Source organism: Achromobacter sp. EB05 (assembly GCF_044232075.1).
Classification (GTDB): domain Bacteria; phylum Pseudomonadota; class Gammaproteobacteria; order Burkholderiales; family Burkholderiaceae_B; genus Achromobacter; species Achromobacter dolens.
In genome coordinates, this window is sequence record NZ_CP155917.1 from 1,332,474 (window position 1) to 1,351,741 (window position 19,268).

16 protein-coding genes are annotated in these 19,268 nt (G+C 69.2%); 10 read left to right on the plus strand and 6 right to left on the minus strand.

The window, feature by feature from the left end:
- The first annotated feature begins 1 nt into the window (after position 1).
- Positions 2-1,471: an efflux transporter outer membrane subunit gene (locus AAID08_RS06095; protein ID WP_175167720.1), complete on the plus strand. Its 1,470-nt coding sequence runs from the start codon at positions 2-4 to the stop codon at positions 1,469-1,471.
- Positions 1,472-1,524: 53 nt separating this feature from the next.
- Entirely contained in the window at positions 1,525-2,187 is a 663-nt protein-coding gene (locus tag AAID08_RS06100; RefSeq protein WP_144654936.1) for a metalloregulator ArsR/SmtB family transcription factor, read from the plus strand.
- Between the two features lie 43 nt (positions 2,188-2,230).
- On the opposite strand, the gene oprZ is transcribed toward AAID08_RS06100, so the two are convergent.
- The 3 genes from oprZ to axyX are packed head-to-tail and all read right to left on the minus strand — an operon-like array spanning position 2,231 to position 7,938.
- Positions 2,231-3,622, minus strand: a complete 1,392-nt coding sequence (gene oprZ, locus AAID08_RS06105) for a multidrug efflux RND transporter outer membrane subunit OprZ (RefSeq protein ID WP_175142146.1) — start codon at positions 3,620-3,622, stop codon at positions 2,231-2,233.
- A complete protein-coding gene (axyY, locus tag AAID08_RS06110; RefSeq protein ID WP_144654938.1) occupies positions 3,619-6,756 on the minus strand; it encodes a multidrug efflux RND transporter permease subunit AxyY in 3,138 nt (1,045 codons plus the stop codon). The genes oprZ and axyY overlap by 4 nt, the downstream gene beginning before the upstream one ends.
- Positions 6,757-6,762: 6 nt before the next feature.
- The gene (gene axyX / locus AAID08_RS06115) at positions 6,763-7,938 is read right to left on the minus strand and encodes a multidrug efflux RND transporter periplasmic adaptor subunit AxyX (RefSeq protein ID WP_054501613.1); all 1,176 of its coding nucleotides are present in this window, start codon (positions 7,936-7,938) and stop codon (positions 6,763-6,765) included.
- Between the two features lie 231 nt (positions 7,939-8,169).
- On the opposite strand from axyX, the gene axyZ reads away from it, so the two are divergent.
- From axyZ to AAID08_RS06150, 7 genes are all read left to right on the plus strand, one after another.
- Entirely contained in the window at positions 8,170-8,808 is a 639-nt protein-coding gene (gene axyZ, locus AAID08_RS06120) for a multidrug efflux transcriptional repressor AxyZ (protein ID WP_395757465.1), read from the plus strand.
- A gap of 86 nt (positions 8,809-8,894) precedes the next feature.
- Positions 8,895-9,791 (plus strand): LysR family transcriptional regulator, encoded by an 897-nt coding sequence (locus AAID08_RS06125; RefSeq protein WP_395757466.1) that lies wholly within the window; start codon positions 8,895-8,897, stop codon positions 9,789-9,791.
- A gap of 246 nt (positions 9,792-10,037) precedes the next feature.
- Positions 10,038-11,540 carry an ABC transporter substrate-binding protein gene (locus AAID08_RS06130; RefSeq protein ID WP_054419735.1) on the plus strand — a complete coding sequence of 501 codons (1,503 nt, stop codon included), beginning with the start codon at positions 10,038-10,040 and terminating at the stop codon, positions 11,538-11,540.
- A 96-nt stretch (positions 11,541-11,636) separates the two neighbouring features.
- Positions 11,637-13,436 (plus strand): gamma-glutamyltransferase family protein, encoded by a 1,800-nt coding sequence (locus tag AAID08_RS06135; RefSeq protein ID WP_395757802.1) that lies wholly within the window; start codon positions 11,637-11,639, stop codon positions 13,434-13,436.
- A gap of 76 nt (positions 13,437-13,512) precedes the next feature.
- On the plus strand, positions 13,513-14,484 hold the full coding sequence (locus tag AAID08_RS06140; protein WP_064526014.1) for a diacylglycerol kinase family protein: 972 nt from the start codon (positions 13,513-13,515) through the stop codon (positions 14,482-14,484).
- Positions 14,481-15,275, plus strand: coding sequence for a metallophosphoesterase (locus AAID08_RS06145; protein WP_054501609.1), 795 nt, complete (start codon positions 14,481-14,483; stop codon positions 15,273-15,275). The genes AAID08_RS06140 and AAID08_RS06145 overlap by 4 nt, the downstream gene beginning before the upstream one ends.
- Positions 15,276-15,310: 35 nt before the next feature.
- The gene (locus tag AAID08_RS06150; protein WP_269875700.1) at positions 15,311-16,078 is read left to right on the plus strand and encodes a phosphatase PAP2 family protein; all 768 of its coding nucleotides are present in this window, start codon (positions 15,311-15,313) and stop codon (positions 16,076-16,078) included.
- Here AAID08_RS06150 and AAID08_RS06155 read toward each other — a convergent pair.
- The 3 genes from AAID08_RS06155 to AAID08_RS06165 are packed head-to-tail and all read right to left on the minus strand — an operon-like array spanning position 16,049 to position 17,537.
- Positions 16,049-16,483 (minus strand): NAD(P)-binding domain-containing protein, encoded by a 435-nt coding sequence (locus tag AAID08_RS06155; RefSeq protein WP_064525988.1) that lies wholly within the window; start codon positions 16,481-16,483, stop codon positions 16,049-16,051. The genes AAID08_RS06150 and AAID08_RS06155 overlap by 30 nt on opposite strands.
- A complete protein-coding gene (locus AAID08_RS06160; RefSeq protein ID WP_054501607.1) occupies positions 16,480-16,926 on the minus strand; it encodes a PaaI family thioesterase in 447 nt (148 codons plus the stop codon). The genes AAID08_RS06155 and AAID08_RS06160 overlap by 4 nt, the downstream gene beginning before the upstream one ends.
- Entirely contained in the window at positions 16,923-17,537 is a 615-nt protein-coding gene (locus AAID08_RS06165; RefSeq protein WP_054501606.1) for a TetR/AcrR family transcriptional regulator, read from the minus strand. The genes AAID08_RS06160 and AAID08_RS06165 overlap by 4 nt, the downstream gene beginning before the upstream one ends.
- A gap of 443 nt (positions 17,538-17,980) precedes the next feature.
- Here AAID08_RS06165 and AAID08_RS06170 point away from each other — a divergent pair, with 443 nt between their 5' ends.
- Entirely contained in the window at positions 17,981-19,144 is a 1,164-nt protein-coding gene (locus tag AAID08_RS06170; RefSeq protein WP_054501605.1) for a porin, read from the plus strand.
- The last annotated feature ends 124 nt before the right edge of the window (positions 19,145-19,268 follow it).

Consider the following 19,268-nt stretch of genomic DNA (forward strand, 5'->3'; position numbering starts at 1 on the left):
CATGAAACATCCCGACCTGTCCAAACGCCTGCGTCGCGGCACCCTGGCGCTGCTGGCCGCGCTGGCCACCGCCGGCTGCGCCGTCGGTCCCGACTATCAGAAACCCCAGGCCGCGCCGGTGGCGCTGGCCAGTCCCGAGCAGGCGCTGTTCTCCACCGACCGGGTGCAGCAGGATTGGTGGAAGCAGTTGCAGGATCCGCAGTTGGACCGCCTGGTGGTCCTGGCGCTGCAACGCAACCACGACATCCGCATCGCCCAGGCCCGCCTGGCCGAGTCGCGCGCGGTGCTGGATGAGAAGGAACTCGACCAGTTCCCCACCGTGACGCTGGGCGGGCGCTTCGAGCGCAGCCTGTCGCAGGCCAATCCCGGCAACGCGGGCGAGCGCAACCTCGCCAAGAGCTACCGCGCCGGCTTTGACGCCGCCTGGGAGATCGACCTGTTCGGCCGCCTGCGGCGCGCGGCCGAGGGCGCGGCGGCGCGCAGCGAGGCCCAGGCCGCCGACCTGGCGCAGGCCCGCATCGTGGTGGTGGCCGAGGTGGCGCGCAACTACTTCGAGCTGCGCGGCGCCGAACAACGCCTGGCGGTGGCGCGCGCCAACCTGGACAGTCAGCGCGACAGCCTGCGCATCATCCAGGCCATGGTGTCGGCCGGCCGCGGCGACGAGGGCGACCTGGCCAGCGCGCGCGCCGAACTCGAAACCGTGCAGGCCAGCGTGCCGCCGCAGGAAACCGCGCGGCGCCTGGCGCTGTACCGCCTGGCGGTGCTGGCCGGGCTGCGGCCGGTGGAACTGGGCGAACTGGACGCGGCCACGCCGCAGCCGCCGCTGGCGGCGCGCCTGCCGATCGGCGACGTCGGCGCCTTGCTGTCGCGCCGTCCCGACATCCGGGCGGCCGAGCGCAACATGGCGGCGGCCAGTGCCGACGTGGGCGTGGCCACCGCCGAGCTGTATCCGCGCATCGACCTGGGCGGCTTCCTGGGCTTCGTGGCCCTGCGCGGCGCCGATTTCGGCAGCGCTTCCAGCCGCGCCTTCAGCGTGGCGTCCGGCGTCAACTGGCCGGCCTTCCACCTGCCTACCGCGCTGGCGCGCAAGCGCGCGGCGCAGGCGCGTTCGGTGGGCGAGGTGGCGCGCTACGAACAGACCGTGCTGCAGGCGGTCGAGGAACTGGAGGGCGCGCTGACGCAGTATGGCCAGACCCAGCAGCGGCTCGGTAATCTGGCGCAGGCGGCCGCCCACAGCGCCCGGGCGGCGGAACTGGCGCGCCTGCGCTACCGCGAAGGCGGCACGCCGTACCTGACGGTGCTGGACGCGCAGCGCACGCAACTGCGGGCGCAGGACGCGGTGGCGCAGGCCGAAACGGCCTCCTACACCAGCCTGGTCGCGCTCTACAAGGCGCTGGGCGGCGGCTGGGAGGCGCCGTCGGAAACCGAGACCCCGCGAGCGCAGTCGCCCGCGCCCGCGCCGGCCGGCTGACTGACGGGCGCGGTTCGTGGCACCATAAGGGCTTGGCGCCCATCCGATCTTCCATGTCCGACGACACTCTGTCCCATCCCATTTCCTGGCAACCGCACCAGCCGGCGGACCGCGTGCTCATGACGCTCAAGACGCGCGGCCCGCAGTCGGTCGCGGTCATCGCCAAGGCGCTCGACGTCACGGCCGAGGCGGTGCGCCAGCAGATGGCGCGGCTGCACGCGGATGGGCTGGTGGATTCCGAAAGCCGCAGCGCGGGGCGCGGCCGCCCCACGCAGATCTGGTTCCTGACCGATGCCGGCCAGCGCCGCTTCCCCGACACGCACGCCGACATGACGGTGCAGATGATCAACGCCGTGCGCCAGGTGTTCGGCGAGGAAGGCGTTGACAAGCTGATCGCGGTGCGCGAGGCCGCCATGCTGGCGACCTACCGGCAGGGGCTCGAGGGCGCGCAAGACCTGCCGCAACGGCTCGAATGCCTGGCGCGGGTGCGCTCGGCCGAGGGCTACATGGCCGAGATGCGCCGCGACGGCGACGACTTCCTGTTCATCGAAAACCACTGTCCGATCTGTGCGGCGGCCCAGGCCTGCATGGGCTTTTGCCGCAGCGAACTGGAATTGTTCCGGCAGGTGCTGGGGGATGAGGTGCGCGTCGAGCGAGAAGAGCACATCCTGCTGGGCGCGCGCCGCTGCGCCTACCGCGTCAGCGCGCGCGCCTGATCGCCGCGGCCGCCGCACCCCGCGGCGTCAAGGCCGGGCCGCGTCAGGACGCCGGCGATGCGCCGTCGTCCCATCCCCCCAGCGCCTTGTACAGATCCACCGCATTGACCAGCCGGCGCTGCTGCAGCCGGATGTACTCCTGCTCGGACTCGAACAGGCTGCGCTGGGCCTCCAGCATCTCCAGGTAGTTCGCCACCCCGCGCGCATAGCGCCGCTCGGCCAGCCGCTGGCGCTCGCGGTCGGCGTCGCGCACCTTGCGCTGGGCCTCGATCTGGTCGCGTAGCGCGTCGCGCGCCGACAGGGCGTCGGCCACGTCGCGGAAAGCCGCCTGGATGCTGCCTTCGTACTGCGCCACCGCGATGTGCTTGCGGGTCTCGGCCAGCGACAGGTTGGCGCGGTTGCGTCCAGCGTTGAAGATTGGCAGCGTCAGCCGCGGCGCGAAGGTCCAGCCGCCGGTGCCGCCGCTGAACAGATCCGAAAAGCGGTCGGCGGTGGTGCCGATGTCGGTGGTCAGCTGCACCGAGGGGAAGAACGCCGCGCGCGCCGCGCCGATGTCGGCGTTGGCCGCGCGCAGCGCCTGCTCCGCCTGGCGCAGATCGGGGCGGCGCGTCAGCAGTTCGGACGGCAGGCCGGCCGCCAGCGGCATCAGGCTCTGGCTCTCCAGTGGCGCCGGATCGACGCCGAGCGGCAGCGCGAAATCGCCCGCCAGCAGGCCCAGCGCGTGCCGCGCCAGGCTGGCTTCGCGGGTCAGCTCGGCGCGCGTGGCGCGCGAGCTCTCCACCAGCATCTGCGCGGTGCGCAGGCCGATGGCGGTCTCCAGCCCGGCGTCGTAGCGGCGCCGGGTCAGCTTGAGCGAGGTCTCGCGCAGCGCCAGCGTGTCGTCGGTCAGGCGCAGTTGCTCGGCCAGCGAGCGCTGGTTGAAGTAGGCCGTGGCCGTTTCCGCCACCAGCGCCAGCGTCGCGGCGCGGTGCGCCTCCTCGCTGGCCAGGTAGCGCGCCAGCGCGGCCTCCGACAGGCTCCGCACCCGGCCGAAGAAATCCAGTTCGAAGGCGGTAATGCCGACGGCGGCGCGATAGCGGCTGGACACCGCCGTGCCGGACTGGCCCGGTTCGGTAAAGCGGCCGCGGCTGAATTCGCCGCTGGCGTCGATCGCCGGCAGGCGCTCGGACTGCTGCACGCCGTACAGCGCGCGCGCCTCCTCGATGCGCAATGCCGCCACCCGCAGGTCGCGGTTGTTGGCCAGCGCGGCCGTGATCCAGGCCTGTAGCGCCGGGTCGTTGAAATAGGCGCGCCAGTCCTGTGGCGCGGCGGCCTGGCCGGGCTGCGCCGGCGTGTCGTACCGCGCCGGCACCGGCGCCGCGGGGCGCTCATGGGTGGGCGCCAGCGAGCAGCCGGACAGCGCCAGCGCCAGCAGGGTCATTGCCACGGGTTTCATGGCGTCGTCTCCAGCGGTTCGCGGCCCTCGGGGCGCGCGGGGCGGGCGCGCATGCCGACCATGCGCCCCACGATGAGAAAGAACAGCGGCACCAGGAACACCGCCAGCACGGTCGCGGTGATGATCCCGCCCAGCACGCCGGTGCCGATGGCGGCCTGCGCGCCCGAGGCGGCGCCGCTGGCCAGCGCCAGCGGCAGCACGCCCACGCCGAAGGCCAGCGAGGTCATCACGATCGGCCGCAGCCGCAGCCGCGCCGCTTCCAGCGTGGCGGACAGGATGCCCTGGCCGTCGCGCACCAGGTCCTTGGCCACTTCCACGATCAGGATCGCGTTCTTGGCCGACAGGCCGATGGTGGCGATCAGGCCGACCTTGAAGTAGATGTCGTTGGGCATGCCGCGCACGGTCACCCCCAGCAGCGCGCCGATCACGCCCAGCGGCACCACCAGGATCACCGCCAGCGGGATCGACCAGCTTTCGTACAGGGCCGCCAGCGCCAGGAACACGATCAGCACCGACAGCGCGAACAGCACCGGCGCCTGGTTGCCGGACAGCCGCTCTTCGTATGACTGGCCCGACCAGTCGAAGCCGATGCCGCGCGGCAGCTCGGCCGCCAGCGCCTCCATGGCGCGCATGGCCTCGCCGCTGCTGTGGCCCGGCGCCGCCGAGCCGTTGATGGTGAACGACGGGAAACCGTTGTAGCGGTTCAGTTGCGGCGGCCCCATCGACCACTTCAGCGTGGCGAACGCCGACAGCGGCACCATCTGGCCCTGCAGGTTGCGCACGTGCAGGCGCGAGATGTCGTCCACATCCACGCGACGCTTGCCGTCGGCCTGCACGGTCACGCGCCGCACCTGGCCGTTGAGCATGAAGTCGCCGATGTAGTCCGAGCCATACATCACCGCCAGCGCGGTGTTGATCTCGTCGATCGGCACGCCCATGGCCTGCGCCTTGTCGCGGTCGACGCGCAACTGCAGTTGCGGCGCCTCTTCCTGGCCGGCGAACACCACGTCCGTCAGCGCCGGATGCTCGGCCGCCGCCGCCAGCAGTTTCTGCCGCGCCTGCGTCAAGGCCTCAAAGCCCAGGCCGCCGCGGTCCTGCAGCCGGAAGTCGAAACCCGAGGTCGAGCCCAGGTCCGGCAGCGGCGGCGAGTTGAGCGCGAACACCATCAGGTTCTTGCGGTCGGCAAAGGCCTCGTTGATGCGCTTGACCACCGCATCGACGTGCAGCGAGGCATCGCGCCGCTCCTTCCAGTCCTTGAGCGTGACGAAGAACATGGCCGAGTTCGGGCCGCTGCCGTACTGGCTGAAACCGTTGACCGAATACACGTACTGCACCGGCTCGTGCTCCATCATGTAGCGCTCGACGTCCTTGACCACGGCCATGGTCTCGGCCTGCGGCGAGCCTTGCGGCAGGATCACCATGGCCATGAAGCTGCCCTGGTCCTCGTCGGGCAGGAACGACGACGGCAGCCGCGCGAACAGCAGCGCCGCCACGCCGATCACCAGCGCGTAGGCCAGCCCGAAGCGCGCCGGCCGTGCCAGCACGCCGGCCACGCGCGCCGTATAGCGCGTGGTCAGGCGCGCGAAGGCGCGGTTGAACCAGCCGAAGAAGCCGCGCTTCTCGTGGTGGCCGGCCGGGATCGGTTTCAACAGGCTGGCGCACAGCGCCGGCGTCAGCGACAGCGCCAGGAAGGCCGAGAAGGCGATCGACACCGCCAGCGTCACGGCGAACTGGCGGTAGATGTTGCCCACGGCGCCGTCGAAGAACGCCATCGGCACGAACACCGACACCAGCACCACCGTGATGCCGACGATGGCGCCGCTGATCTGGCCCATGGCCTTGACCGTGGCGTCATGCGGCGACAGGCCTTCCTCGGCCATGATGCGCTCGACGTTCTCGACCACCACGATGGCGTCGTCCACCAGGATGCCGATGGCCAGCACCATGCCGAACATCGTCAGCACGTTGATCGAATAGCCCAGCCCCAGCATCACCCCCAGCGTGCCCAGCAGCGCCACCGGTACCACCAGCGTCGGGATCAGCGTGGCGCGCAGGTTCTGCATGAACAGGTACATCACGCAGAACACCAGCGCCACCGCCTCCAGCAGCGTTATCAGCACCTTCTTGATCGATATCTCCACGAAGGTGGAAGTCTCGTACGGAATGTCCCAGCTCACGCCCGGCGGGAAATACTGCGCCAGCTCGCGCATGGTCTCGCGGATGCGGCGGGTGGTCTCGACCGCGTTCGAGCCAGGCGCCAGCTTGATGCCCAGGCCGGTGCCCGTCATGCCGTTGACGCGCGACAGGTACATGTAGTCGGTGCCGCCCAGTTCCACCCGCGCCACGTCCTTCAGGCGCAGGGTCGCGCCGTCCGGCAGCGCCCGCAGCGGGATGTTGGCGAACTGCTCGGGCGTGTGCAGCGATTCGCCCGCCACGATGCTGGCGTTCAACGGCGCATCCTTGGGCACGGCCTGGTTGCCGAGCTCGCCGATGGTGACGCGCGCATTGTGGCTGCGCAGGGCCGAGACGATATCGCCCGGCGTCAGCGACAGGGCGGTGAGCTTGGCCGGATCCGGCCAGATGCGCATCGCCGCTTCCGCGCCGAACGACTGCACCTTGCCCACGCCCTCGACCCGCCGCAGCGCCTGCAGCACGTTGGAGGCCGCCAGTTCACCCAGTTGCATGTCATCGAGGCTGCCGTCGGACTTCAACGACACCACCAGTTGGATGTTGTCCGCCGCCTTTTCCACCCGCACGCCGTCGCGCCGCACGGATTCCGGCAGGCGCGGCTCGACCGCCTTCAGGCGGTTCTGCACTTCCACCGCCGCGATGTCGGGGTTGGTGCCCTGCTTGAAGGTCAGGTTGATGCTGGCCCAGCCGGTCGAGTCGCTGCTGGACGAGGTGTACATCAGCCCCGGCGCGCCGTTCATCTCGCGTTCGATGATGGCGGTGACGGCTTCCTCGACCACCTTGGCCGAGGCGCCGGGATAGCTGGCGCCGATGTTGACGACGGGCGGAGCGATGTCCGGATACTGCGCCACCGGCAGCGCACGGATCGACAACAGGCCGATCAGCGCGATCAGCAGCGAGATCACCCACGCGAAGACGGGGCGATCGATAAAGAAACGCGCCATGGCGGTTTACCTTTTTTCGTTATTTCCCGCGGTCGCCGCGGGCGCGCTCGGCGCGGCCCGCTCGACCGGTTTGATTTTCTGGCCGGGGGCCAACTGCGCGGCGTTTTCCACCACCACGCGCTCGCCGCCTTTCAGCCCCTCTGTGACGACCCAGTTCGGGCCCAGCAGGCGGTGCGCGGCCACCGGCACGCTGCGCAGCTCGCCGTCGTCGCCGGCCACCAGCAGGTGCGCGCCATCGGCGTTGCGCAGCAGGGCGTTGCGCGGCACCAGGAAAGTGTCGCGGTTGACCGCCTGCTCCAGCCGCACCCGCACGTACATGCCCGGCAGCAGTTCGCGCCCCGGGTTGTCGAACAGCGCGCGCATGGTCACGTTGTCGGTGCCGGGATCGACCGCCAGGTCGGCGAACGACAACGTGCCGCCCTGGCCGTACTCGGAGCCGTCCGGCAGCAGCAGGCGCACCCGCATCTTGTCGGGCGCGACGCCTTGCAGGGCGCCGGCGCGGATCTGCTTCTGCAACTGCATGACTTCGGCGGCGGGCTGCGAGAAATTGACGTAGATCGGGTCGAGCTGCTGCACCACCGTCAGCGGCGTGGCCTGGCCTTCGCCCACCAGCGCGCCCTCGGTGACCAGGGCGCGGCGCGCGCGGCCATCGATCGGGGAGGTGACCCGGGCGTATTCCAGCCGCAGCCTGGCGCTTTGCAGGTTGGCCTTGGCCAGGGCCACCTCGGCGCGGGCCTGGCGCTCCTCGGCCACGCTCTCGGCGTGGTCGCGTTCGCTGATGGCGCGGTCCGACACTAGGTCGGCATAGCGGCGCAACTTGTCGGCGGCGGCGGACAGGTTGGCCTGGGCGCGCGCCAGCGAGGCCGCCTCGGAATCGTAGGCGGCCTGCAGCGGCGCCGGATCGATCTGAAAGAGCGGCGTGCCGCGCGTCACTTCCTGGCCTTCTTCATACAGGCGGCGGGTGACGATGCCGGCCACGCGGGCGCGGACCTCGGCCTCGCGGTAGGGCTCCAACCGGCCGGGCAGCTCGCTGGCGACGGCGGTGGGCGTGGCCCTGGCCACGATGACGCCGACTTCGGCGGGGGCCTTGGCGGCTTCGGGCGTTTCCTGCTTCGAGCATGCGGAAACAAGAACCAGTACGGAGGCGAATGCGAGCGTTCTGAGGGGAACTCGGTGCGTCATTTCTAAAAATTATTGTGAGGCGCCCGTTGCGGGCGAGAGCGGGAGAATCGCGGGTTTTCCCTGTGGGGTCCGCAGTCTATCATTTAATCCGTCATGCTTGATTAATTGTTTTGTTCGAAAGTATGCTGGCGGCTGCATACTTCTTTACAGTGCGCAGACGGCGGCCCCCGCAAGGCGGGCCGCCGTTTTCATGTCCCCCCTTCAACCCTTTTTCCACAAGGAGATCCCTGTATGGCCCGCAAGACGAAAGAAGAATCCCAACGCACCCGCGACCGCATCCTGGACGCCGCCGAACACGTGTTCCTGTCCAAGGGCGTGGCCAGCACCACCATGAGCGATATCGCCGATTTCGCGGGCGTGTCCCGGGGCGCCGTCTACGGCCATTACAAGAACAAGATCGATGTCTGCATCGCCATGTGCGACCGGGCCCTGGGGGAAGCGGTGTCGCTGACCCGCGTGTCGACCGACGGCGAGGCGCTGGAAGCGCTCTACGCGTCGATGCGCCAGTACGTGCAGATCTACGCCGAGGAAGGCTCGGTTCAGCGCGTGCTGGAAATCCTCTACCTGAAATGCGAGCGCAGCGACGAGAACGCGCCCCTCCTGCGCCGTCGCGACCTGTGGGAACGCCACGCCCTGCGCACGTCCGAGAAACTGCTGCGCGCCGCCGTCAGCCGCGAAGACCTGCCGCCCGCCCTGGACGTGCGCCTGTCCAATGTCTACCTGCATTCCCTGATCGAAGGCGTGTTCGGCACTATCTGCTGGTCCGATCGCCTCAAGGGCGATATCTGGCCGCGCGTCGAGCGCATGCTCCGCGCCGCCATCGATACCCTGCGGCTGTCGCCGCAACTGCGGACGCCGCAGGCCGCTTGACCCCCTGGACGCGGCCGGCCCGTTCGCCCGCGTCCCGATGCCGCGCTGGCCGCCGCCACGCCAGGCCGTGCCCCTACAATCCGGCCATGACCCTCAAGCAACTCGAAGCCTTCTATTGGGCCGCCACCTGCGCCAGTTTCGCCGTGGCGGCCGAGCGGCTGCACCTGTCGGTGTCATCGCTGTCCAAGCGCATCGTCGAGCTCGAGGACGCGCTGGGCCGGCCGTTGTTCGACCGCAGCGGCCACAAGGCGGTCCTGACCGACGCCGGCCAGCGGCTGCTGCCGCAAGCGCGCGAACTGCTGGCGGCGGCCGACGGCATCCGCGCTTCGCTGGCCGAAGCCCCGGGACTACGCGGCCGTTGCCGTTTCGGCGTGGGCGAACTGACCGCGCTGACCTGGCTGCCGCGCCTGATCGGCGTGGTCCGCGCCGCCTATCCCGACCTGGTGCTGGAGCCCTATGTGGATATCGGCCAGGTGCTGGAGCAGCGGGTGGCCGACGGCGAACTGGATTTCGCCGTCATCGCCGGGCGTTCCTCGCGTCCCAACATCGCATCCGCGCCGATCGGCGAGGCTGTGTTCGCCTGGGCCGCGGCGCCTGCCGCGCTGGCGGGCGCGACCCGCATGTCGCCCGGCCTGCTGGCCCGGTTGCCGCTGGTGACCCTGCCGGCGGGCGCGGGCACCACCCGCATCGTGGACGATTGGCTGGCCGGACGCGACGTGGCCGGCCAGCGGCTCTGCTGCAACAACTGGGGCGCCATCGCCGGCCTGCTGATCGAGGGCACCGGGGTGGGACTGCTGCCCAGCCATTGGGCGCGGGCGTTGCAGGACGAGGGCAGCCTGCGGGTGCTCGATTGCGATCCGGCGCCAGCGGCATTGCCGTATTCCTTTCAGTACCGCCGCGACGACACCCGGCCGCTGGTGGGAAAACTGCGGGAATCCGTGCTGGCGGCGGTCGACTTCTCGGCGCCTTGCCGCCTGCCTTGAGACCGCGGGGCCGGCGGCGCGCGGGCGACCTGTCCGCAAGGCGGTCGCCGCGGGCGCGTTTGGACGGCTGACTGCCCGCGCTCTATACAATCGTGGCGCGCCTGGCGCAGAATCCAAACAAGAACGTGCGCAACGGGGGGATGGGCCCGGCGATGCAGCACGGCTCGGGGTCTGTTCCCTCACCGCCAGGCGGCGCGCCGTCCGGCGCGGGGGGAAGCAGGCCGCCTGAATCGACGGAGATCATTCATGCGTAAACTCTGCCTCGCCATGGCCATGGCGGGAATGCTGGCCAGCGGGCTGGCCCAAGCCCAGTCGACTCTGCGGGTCGGCCTGCAGGACGACCCGGACGTGCTCGATCCGACCCGCGCCCGCACCTTTGTCGGCCGCATCGTGTTTGCCTCGCTGTGCGACAAGCTGGTCGACATCACGCCGGACCTGAAGTTCGTGCCGCAGTTGGCGCAGTCCTGGAGCACCAGCCCGGACAACAAGACGCTGACCTTCAAGCTGCGCACCGATGCCGTGTTCCATGACGGCACGCCGATCGACGCCGCCGCGGTCAAGGCCAACCTGGATCGCGCCCGCACGCTCCCCGACAGCAACCGCAAGAGCGAGCTGGCCACCGTGGCCAGCGTCGACGCGCCCGACGCCAGCACCGTGGTGCTGCACCTGTCCGAGCCCGACGCCTCGCTGTTGTCGCAGTTGTCCGACCGCGCCGGCATGATGATCTCGCCCGCCTCGTTCGACAAGGATCCTGGCGGCAAGCCGGTGTGCTCGGGCCCGTACCAGTTCAAGGAACGGGTGCAGAACGACCGCATCGTGCTGGAGAAATTTCCCAAGTATTGGGACGCCGCCAACTATCACTTCGACCGTGTCGTCTTCACGCCGATCCCCGACAACACCGTGCGCCTGAACAACCTGCGCGCCGGCGACCTCGACATCATCGAGCGCGTGGCGCCCAGCGACGCCAAGGCGGTCAAGGACGACGCCAACCTGCGCCTGGCCCCCGTCACGGGTCTGGGCTTCCAGTCGATCTCGGTCAACCTGGGCAATGGCGCGCGCGCCAACAACCCGCTGGCCAAGGACAAGCGCGTGCGCCAGGCGCTCGACCTGGCCATCGACCGCGACGTGCTCAACCAGGTCATCGGCGAAGGCCAGTACCAGCCGGCCTACCAGCCGTTCCCGCCGGCCAGCTTCGCCTACAACAAGTCGTTCGAGCACGCCGGCCGCGATCCCAAGAAGGCCCAGGCCCTGCTCAAGGAAGCGGGTTTCGACCGCGTCAAGTTCGAGATCACCTTCGGCAACAACACCACTATGCAGCAGGTGTTCGAGCTGGTGCAGGCCATGGGCGCCGAAGCCGGTTTCGACATCACCCTGCGTCCGGTCGAATTCGCCTCGCTGCAATCGTCGCTGGCCCGCGGCGATTTCGAAGTCGGGCAGAGCGGCTGGTCGGGCCGGGTCGATCCCAGCGGCAACATCCACCAGTACCTGAGCTGCAAGGGCAACCTGAATGACGGCAAGTTCTGCGACGCGCAGGCCGACAAGTTGCTCGGCGAGGCTCGCGCCGAGCCGGATACCGCCAAGCGCCGCGCCCTGTACGACCAGGTGCTGTCGGTGATGCAGGAGCAGCGTCCCATCATCTACCTGTTCTACCTGCCGTGGACCTTCGGCACGCAGAAGAAACTGGAAGGCTTCGTGCCGTATCCCGATGGCCTGATCCGCCTGAAGGGCGTCAGCCTCGCCAGGAAGTAGGCATCGAGCCAGACGCGGGACCCGGTGGCGGGTCCCGTTTTTACTTGTCTCTCGCGGCCGCCGGCCTCGCGCCGTCCGCAACAGGATCGCACCATGATGTTTACGACTCGCCCGGAAATCCTCGGCACCTTCGGTGTCGTGACCTCCACCCATTGGCTGGCCAGCTCGGCCGGCATGTCGCTGCTGGAGCGCGGCGGCAACGCCTTCGACGCCTGTGTCGCCTCGGCCTTCGTGCTGCAGGTGGTCGAGCCCCACCTGGTCGGCCCGGCCGGCGAAGTGCCGGCGGTGTTCTATTCCGCGCGCACCGGCCGCGTCGACGTGCTGTGCGGCCAGGGCACCACGCCCGCCGCCGCCACCCTCGAGCGCTACCGCGCCGAAGGCCTCGGTCTGATCCCCGGCAACGGTCTGCTGGCCACCGTGATCCCCGGCGCGTTCGACGCCTGGATGCAGTTGCTGCGCGACCACGGCACGATGCGCGTGCGCGACGTGCTGGAACCGGCCATTTACTACGCCGAGCACGGCCACGCGCTGATGCCGCGCATCTCCAACACCATCGCCGGCCTGAAGGACTTTTTCCAGGCCCACTGGCCCACCACCGCGCAGGTCTACCTGCCTGGCGGCAACGTGCCCGAGGCCCGCAAGCTGTTCCGCAACCCGGCGCTGGCCGCCACCTGGACCCGCGTGCTGCGGGAAGCGGAACAGGCCGGCGCCGACCGCCAGCGCCAGATCGAGGCCGCCCGCGACGCCTTCTACCGCGGCTTCGTCGCCGAGGCCATCGACAAGTTCGCGCGTGGCACCGAGGTCATGGACGAGAGCGGCCAGCGCCATCGGGGCGTGATCACCGCCGACGACCTGGCCGGCTGGTCCGCCAGCTACGACCAGCCCGCCACCTATGACTACCACGGCTACACCGTGGCCAAGGCAGGCGCCTGGAGCCAGGGGCCGGTGTTCCTGCAGACCCTGGCGCTGCTCAAGGACATGGACCTGGCCGGCGTCGGCCCGACCAGCGCCGAGTTCGTGCACCGCGTCACCGAGGCCATGAAGCTGGCTTTCGCCGACCGCGAGGCCTACTACGGCGATCCCGCCTTCGTCGACGTGCCGCTGGCCCAATTGCTGTCGGACGACTACAACGACGCGCGCCGCGCGCTCATCGGCGAGCAGGCCTCGCAGGACCTGCGGCCCGGCGTGATTTCCGGCTTCGAGGCGCAGGTGGCGCGGGTGATGGACACGCTGCAGCGCCTGTCCAAGGTGTCGGCCCCCGGCAGCGCGACCAACGAACCGACGCTGGCCGACATGCGCGCCTCGGTCAAGCGCGGCGACACCACCCACGTCGACGTCATCGACCGCTGGGGCAACATGATCTCGGCCACGCCGTCGGGCGGCTGGTTCCAGTCCTCGCCGGTGATCCCGGAACTGGGTTTCGGCCTGAACACCCGCGCCCAGATGTTCTGGCTGGAAGAGGGCCTGCCGGGCACGCTGGCGCCGGGCAAGCGTCCACGCACCACGCTGACGCCGTCGCTGGCGCTGCGCGAGGGCCGGCCCTATCTCGCCTTCGGCACGCCGGGCGGCGACCAGCAGGAGCAATGGCAACTGCTGTTCTTCCTGCGCCACGCGCACCATGGCCTGAACCTGCAGGAAGCCATCGACCTGCCGATGTCGCACACCATGCATTTCCCCACCTCGTTCTACCCGCGCGATCGCAAGCCGGGGCACCTGGCGGTGGAAAGCGGCTTCGGCGCCGAGACCATCGCCGCGCTGCGCGCCCGCGGGCACCACATCGAGGAAGTCCCGCAGTGGTCGGTTGGTCGCCTGACCGCCGCTTCGCGCGACGCCGACGGCCTGCTGCACGCGGCCGCCACGCCGCGCCTGATGCAGGCCTACGCGGTCGGCCGCTGAGCCGCGTGCCGGCGCGTCCGACAGGCGCGCGCCGGCACGGTTGCGGCGATTTGCCGCCATGGGCTATCTTTTGTCCATGACGCCTATCCAGCAGAGCCCGGCGAACGGGGCTCGTCCCCTCGCGGGACACGAACCTCTCTTCATCGTCCTGAACACCGGCTCCGGGCGCGGCGACGCGCAAGTGCTGCAGGACATCATCCGCCGCGTGCTCGACGAGGCCGGCCGGCGCTACCAGTTGATGCCAATCGACGATCCATCGCGCCTGGTCGACACCGCCCGCGAGGCCGTGGCCCTGGCGCGCGAGGCTGGCGGCATCGTGGTCGCGGCCGGCGGCGACGGCACGCTCAACGCCGTCGCCGGCCAGGTGCTGGGGCAGGGCGTGCCGTTCGGCATCCTGCCGCAAGGCACCTTCAATTACTTCGGCCGCCGCTATGGCATCTCGCAGGACACCGAAGCCGCGCTGCGCGGCCTGCTGGGCGGCGAGCTGCGGCCGGTGCAGGTCGGCCTGCTCAATGGCCGCCTGTTCCTGGTCAACGCCAGCCTGGGGCTCTATCCGCAACTGCTGGAAGATCGCGAGGCCTACAAGCAGCGTTTCGGCCGCAGCCGCCTGGTGGCGCTCTGGTCCGGGCTGGTGACGCTGCTGCGCGCGCCGCGCCAGCTCAGCCTGCGGCTCGAGTACGAAGGCCGGGCGCGCGATCTGCGTTCGCCGACGCTGGTGGTCGGCAACAACCGCCTGCAACTGGAGCACATCGGCATAGACCCCTCCGAACTCGATCGCAACCGCCTGGTGGCCATGGCCGCCCGGCCGGTGGGCACGCTGGCGCTCTATGGCCTGCTGTTGCGCGGCCTGTTCAGCCGCTTGGGCGAGGCCGAGCATGTGGTCAGTTTCGCCTTCGACCGCCTGAGGGTCTCGATTCGCGGGCGCCGCCGCGTCAAGGTCGCCATGGACGGCGAGATATCCTGGATGGACACGCCCCTGGAATTCAAGGTGTCCGATACGCCGCTGCCGCTGGTGGTGCCGGTCGACGCCGAAGAGGAGCGCCCATGACGCGCATCCTGCAATTGTCGGACACCCACTTCGGCACCGAACGCAAGCCGGTTGTCGAGGCCGCGCTGGACCTGGCGCGCGCGCTCGCGCCGGACCTGGTGGTGATCAGCGGCGACATCACCCAGCGCGCCCGCCGCGGCCAGTTCGCCGCCGCCCGCAAGTTCATCGAGCGCCTGTCGCTGCCGGTGCTGGCGGTCCCTGGCAACCATGACATTCCGCTGTTCAATGTGTTCGCGCGCGCGCTCAACCCCTACGGCAACTACAAGCGCGCGCTCGGCGCCGTGCTCGAACCGGTCTATGAAACCGCCGGCCTGCTGGCCATCGGCGTCAACACCACGCGGCCCCGCCGCCGCAAGGATGGCGAGATCTCCGACGCCCAGATCGCGCGCGTGGCGCAGCGGCTGCGCCAGGCCCGGCCCGGCCAGTTGCGGGTGGTGGTGGCGCATCACCCGGTGCGCGCCAAGGTCGAGTCCGATCGCTTCAACCTGCTGATCGGCCGCGAGCGCGCGCTGGCGGCCTGGGCCCAGGCCGGGGTCGACCTGATCCTCGGCGGGCACATCCATCTGCCCTACGTGCTGCCCGCCAGCGCCGACCCGGGCGTCATGGCCGGCTGGGCGGTCCAGGCCGGCACCGCGTGCTCGCGCCGGGTGCGCGGCAACATCCCCAATTCAGTCAATGTGATCACGCGCGAGGGCGAGGGCGAGACCCGGGTCTGCCACGTCGAGCGCTGGGACTACGCCGCTGGCGCCCATGCCTTCGCGCCGGTCGACAAGACCCTGGTGGCGGGGTAGGGCGTGGCAACGGGAATCGGGACGGAGTGGGCGCCATGATCGACGCCGGGGCGGCATGGATTTCGTTCCACGCGCTGTCGTTGTTTCTGCTTTTGCCTTTGGGCGCGGCGCTCGTGGCGGTGGCGCTGGCGCGCGCCTGCATGCGGGCCCGGCCCGCCACGCGCCTGGCGGCGGGCGCGGGCGCCGTGGCGTTGGCCGGCGCGCTGTTCCTGGGGCTGGCCTTCGCCGTCACGCGGCAGGGGCCGGTGGTGGAATTCGACAGCGCCCTCGCCGCAGCGCTCAGCATGTCGCTGGGCGATTCCCTGCTGTGGCTGCTGTCCTGGTTCACCACACTGGGCGACCGGAATGTGCTGACGGTATTCGCAGTCCTGATGACCCTCGCGCTGCTGGCGCGCCGCCAGTGGGAATTGGCGGCTTTCTGCGCGGCCGCCACGGGCGGCGGCGGCCTCATCAACCGCCTCCTCAAGCAGGGTTTCGAACGCGTGCGGCCCGAGCATGATCATGGTTTCGCCACCGCCTTCGGTTGGAGCTTTCCCAGTGGCCATGCCTCGGCCGCCATGGCGGTGTACGGGGCCGCCTGCTATCTGGCCTGGCGCCTGGCGCCCGCCTCCTGGCGGTTGCCGGCAGCGGCCCTGGCGGCGGCGCTGGTGACGGCGATCGGCCTGAGCCGCGTGCTGCTGCAGGTGCATTTCGCCAGCGACGTGGTGGCGGGCTTCGCCGTCAGCTTCGCCTGGCTGGCGTTGTGCGTGGCCGCGGCCGAACGCCTGGGCGGCTCAGCGCGGCGCGATCAGGGCCTCCAATAGCCGCGCATCCGGCCCGCCGCCGGCCGTTGGCCGCAGCGGCGCGCAGGCGTAGCGTCCGCCGGCGGTGGCGATCGCCAGGTCCAGCCGGCGCGCCCGCTCGGGCGGCGGCGGCTCCAGGTCCACGATCAGCTTGCCGGCCACGGGCGCGGTGACCTCGCCGTCGCTGAAGCGCTCAAGGGTCCGATCGATTTCACGTTCGCGCGGCAGGGCCAGTACGATGGTGTCGGACTCCGCCAGCGCTTCGCGCGCCGAGGTCGCCAGGGTGGCGCTGCCGCGGAAGTCCTCGCAACGGTCCGGGTCGATGTCGTAGACGGTCAGGGCGATGTCCGGCTCGGCCGCAAGCAGGCGCCGCGCCGCCTGCGTGCCGGTGCGGCCCATGCCGACGATGCTGATGCGCAGGCTCATGGCTTCGGCACCGACCAGGTGCTGACGATATGGGCCAGCGGCTCATCCGAACCCGCGGCGGTCAGGATAACCTCGCCCGCGGACAGGCGGCCCACCTTGAGCAGCCGCGCCTCGGCGTGGATCGCGCCGGCCGGGCTCTTGCGCAGGAAGTTGATGGTCAGGCTGGCCGTGACCGCGTGGGCCTGGCCGGTGGCGCCGACCACCGCCGCATACATGGCCAGGTCGGCCAGCCCCATCAGCATCGGGCCGGCGACGATGCCGCCGAGCCGCTGGTGGCTGTCGCGCGCGGGCAGCACGGCCAGCGCGGTGCCGCGGCCGATGCGCTGCACTTCGATCCCCAACAGTAGCGAAAACGGATGTTGCTCGGCCAGCAGCAGCCGGAAATCGGCCAGGCTGATCAGCGGCGCGTCGGTGTCGGCGCAGGGCAGGGTCGTGGCGGTCATCGTTGTTCCAGGGCGTGGCAGTAGTGATCCAGCAGGACGTCGGCCTGCTGGCCCAGCGATTTCAGGCGGCGGGTGTGCAATAGCAGAAGCAGCCCGATCAGGTAGGTGAAGACATTCATCTGCTCGACCTGCACTGCCTCGGCCGTCCAGGACTTGGTGCGGGCCAGGGCCTGGCCAAGCACGTCGACGCACAGCCGCAGCCGGCCGTTGAGCCGTTCGTCCATGTCGCGCCCCAGCCCGCGCGGCCCCAGCCCCTGGAACAGGTACAGCCCCAGCGAGAAATCGGTGCGGCGCTCGGCGTAGTAGCCGAAGAAAGCCTGGATGGCCTGGCGCGCGGCGGACGCGGGCGCGCCGCCGGAGGTCGCGCCCAGCAGATGGGTGTGCAGGCGTTGCAGCGATTCGTCCAGCAGGGCGCCGTACAACGCCTCCTTGCCCGCGAACCAGGGGTAGATCGCGCCGGTGGTGCAGCCGGCCTCCTTGGCGATGGCGCGCAGCGTGGTCTTTTCCAGCCCGTCGCGCTCGAATACCCGCTGGGCGGCGTCCAGGATCATCTGCCGGCGCAGCGCGCTCAGGCGTTCATTGCGGTCGCTGCGAGGAGTGACGGTGGTCATGGCCAAGGAAGCGAAGGGGTGACTATGTTGCGAAATAATATCGCCGCTTTATTTAAATAACAACGTTATCCAGGCTGACGGCGCCACTGTCGGGAAGGCCGCCCGGGCAGACCGGGAAGCGGTCTTGCCGAAGAGGTTATTCGGTCTGGAAAGACATATGAAAGAAACCCGACGCGATCCCTTCATTTATTAGGGCCAGGGCTGAAAGTCGCATGGATACGTGGTCGTTCGCAAAACGCAGGGTTAGCCCTATGGGGAGTTGGTCTGATGTTGCAATATCCCAACAGGGCTGTCGCAAACCTGCACTTTTCTGGTGTCGACCATAGCCAGCCCCCCCGATTTTTGATGCAATAGCGTCAACTTCCCTTCGCGGAGTTAGGGGGGCGGCAGGCTGGTTTGCTGGATTGCTGCTCTTGTCACTCAAATCAACGGAGATTTCTTAAATGAAAAAGACTCTGCTCGCTGCCGCCCTGCTCGCCGGTTTCGCCGGTGTCGCCCAGGCAGAAACGTCTGTCACCCTGTACGGCATCATCGACACGGGTATCGGCTACAACAAGATCAGCGGTGCTGGCGATGCCAAGAACGGCAGCCGTATCGGCATGATCAACGGTGTCCAGAACGGTTCGCGCTGGGGTCTGCGTGGTTCGGAAGATCTGGGTGACGGCCTGCGCGCTGTTTTCCAACTGGAATCGGGTTTCGACTCGGGTAACGGCAAGTCGGCTCAAAACGGCCGTCTGTTCGGCCGTCAAGCCACCGTCGGTCTGGCCAGCGACAGCTGGGGTCAACTGGACTTCGGTCGCCAAACCAACATCGCGTCGAAGTACTTCGGCTCGATCGATCCGTTCGGCGCCGGCTTCAACGTCGCCAACATCGGTACCGGCATGAGCGCTGCCAACACGCAACGCTACGACAACATGGTCATGTACCAAACCCCGTCGTTCAGCGGCTTCCAGTTCGGCGTTGGTTACTCGTTCAGCGCTGACGAAGGCAATGCCGACAGCTCGACCAAGGCTGACCCGGCTCGCGTTGGCTTCAAGACCGCCGACAACGTCCGTGCCATCACGACCGGCCTGCGCTACGTCAATGGTCCCCTGAACGTCGCTCTGTCGTACGACCAGCTGAACGCTTCGCACAACCAAGCTCAAGGTGAAGTCGACGCGACGCCCCGTTCGTACATGATCGGCGGTTCGTATGACTTCGAAGTGGTCAAGCTGGCCCTGGCCTACGCTCGCACCACCGACGGCTGGTTCGCCACGTCCAACCCGGCCGGCGCTTCGGGCTCGATTACCGTTGACGGTACGTCGCGCAAGCTGGGCTTCGGTGCCAACCAGTTCGCTGATGGCTTCAAGGCCAACTCCTACCTGCTGGGTCTGTCGGCTCCGATCGGCGGCGCTTCGAGCCTGTTCGGTTCGTGGCAGCGCGTTGACCCGTCGAACAACAAGCTGACTGGCGACGATGCCACGATGAACGTGTTCTCGGCCGGCTACACCTACGACCTGTCCAAGCGTACCAACCTGTACGCCTACGGTTCGTACTCGAAGAACTACGCGTTCAACGACGGCGTCAAGGCGACCGCTGTTGGCGTGGGCCTGCGTCACCGCTTCTAATCGAAAGCAGGGCGCAAGTCCTGCCTAGATTCTTAGTGCATGAGCGGGCTTCGGCCCGCTCATATGAAACCACCCTTCGGGGTGGTTTTTTGTTTGCGATCAGTCTGTTTTTTTACGGTAATTC

What these genes read in the sequence shown, in the direction of transcription:
- AAID08_RS06095 (WP_175167720.1), top strand. Translation starts at nt 2, where the DNA reads ATGAAACATCCCGACCTGTCCAAACGCCTGCGTCGCGGCACCCTGGCG.
- AAID08_RS06100 (WP_144654936.1), top strand. Translation starts at nt 1,525, where the DNA reads ATGTCCGACGACACTCTGTCCCATCCCATTTCCTGGCAACCGCACCAG.
- oprZ (WP_175142146.1), bottom strand. Translation starts at nt 3,622, where the DNA reads ATGAAACCCGTGGCAATGACCCTGCTGGCGCTGGCGCTGTCCGGCTGC.
- axyY (WP_144654938.1), bottom strand. Translation starts at nt 6,756, where the DNA reads ATGGCGCGTTTCTTTATCGATCGCCCCGTCTTCGCGTGGGTGATCTCG.
- axyX (WP_054501613.1), bottom strand. Translation starts at nt 7,938, where the DNA reads ATGACGCACCGAGTTCCCCTCAGAACGCTCGCATTCGCCTCCGTACTG.
- axyZ (WP_395757465.1), top strand. Translation starts at nt 8,170, where the DNA reads ATGGCCCGCAAGACGAAAGAAGAATCCCAACGCACCCGCGACCGCATC.
- AAID08_RS06125 (WP_395757466.1), top strand. Translation starts at nt 8,895, where the DNA reads ATGACCCTCAAGCAACTCGAAGCCTTCTATTGGGCCGCCACCTGCGCC.
- AAID08_RS06130 (WP_054419735.1), top strand. Translation starts at nt 10,038, where the DNA reads ATGCGTAAACTCTGCCTCGCCATGGCCATGGCGGGAATGCTGGCCAGC.
- AAID08_RS06135 (WP_395757802.1), top strand. Translation starts at nt 11,637, where the DNA reads ATGTTTACGACTCGCCCGGAAATCCTCGGCACCTTCGGTGTCGTGACC.
- AAID08_RS06140 (WP_064526014.1), top strand. Translation starts at nt 13,513, where the DNA reads ATGACGCCTATCCAGCAGAGCCCGGCGAACGGGGCTCGTCCCCTCGCG.
- AAID08_RS06145 (WP_054501609.1), top strand. Translation starts at nt 14,481, where the DNA reads ATGACGCGCATCCTGCAATTGTCGGACACCCACTTCGGCACCGAACGC.
- AAID08_RS06150 (WP_269875700.1), top strand. Translation starts at nt 15,311, where the DNA reads ATGATCGACGCCGGGGCGGCATGGATTTCGTTCCACGCGCTGTCGTTG.
- AAID08_RS06155 (WP_064525988.1), bottom strand. Translation starts at nt 16,483, where the DNA reads ATGAGCCTGCGCATCAGCATCGTCGGCATGGGCCGCACCGGCACGCAG.
- AAID08_RS06160 (WP_054501607.1), bottom strand. Translation starts at nt 16,926, where the DNA reads ATGACCGCCACGACCCTGCCCTGCGCCGACACCGACGCGCCGCTGATC.
- AAID08_RS06165 (WP_054501606.1), bottom strand. Translation starts at nt 17,537, where the DNA reads ATGACCACCGTCACTCCTCGCAGCGACCGCAATGAACGCCTGAGCGCG.
- AAID08_RS06170 (WP_054501605.1), top strand. Translation starts at nt 17,981, where the DNA reads ATGAAAAAGACTCTGCTCGCTGCCGCCCTGCTCGCCGGTTTCGCCGGT.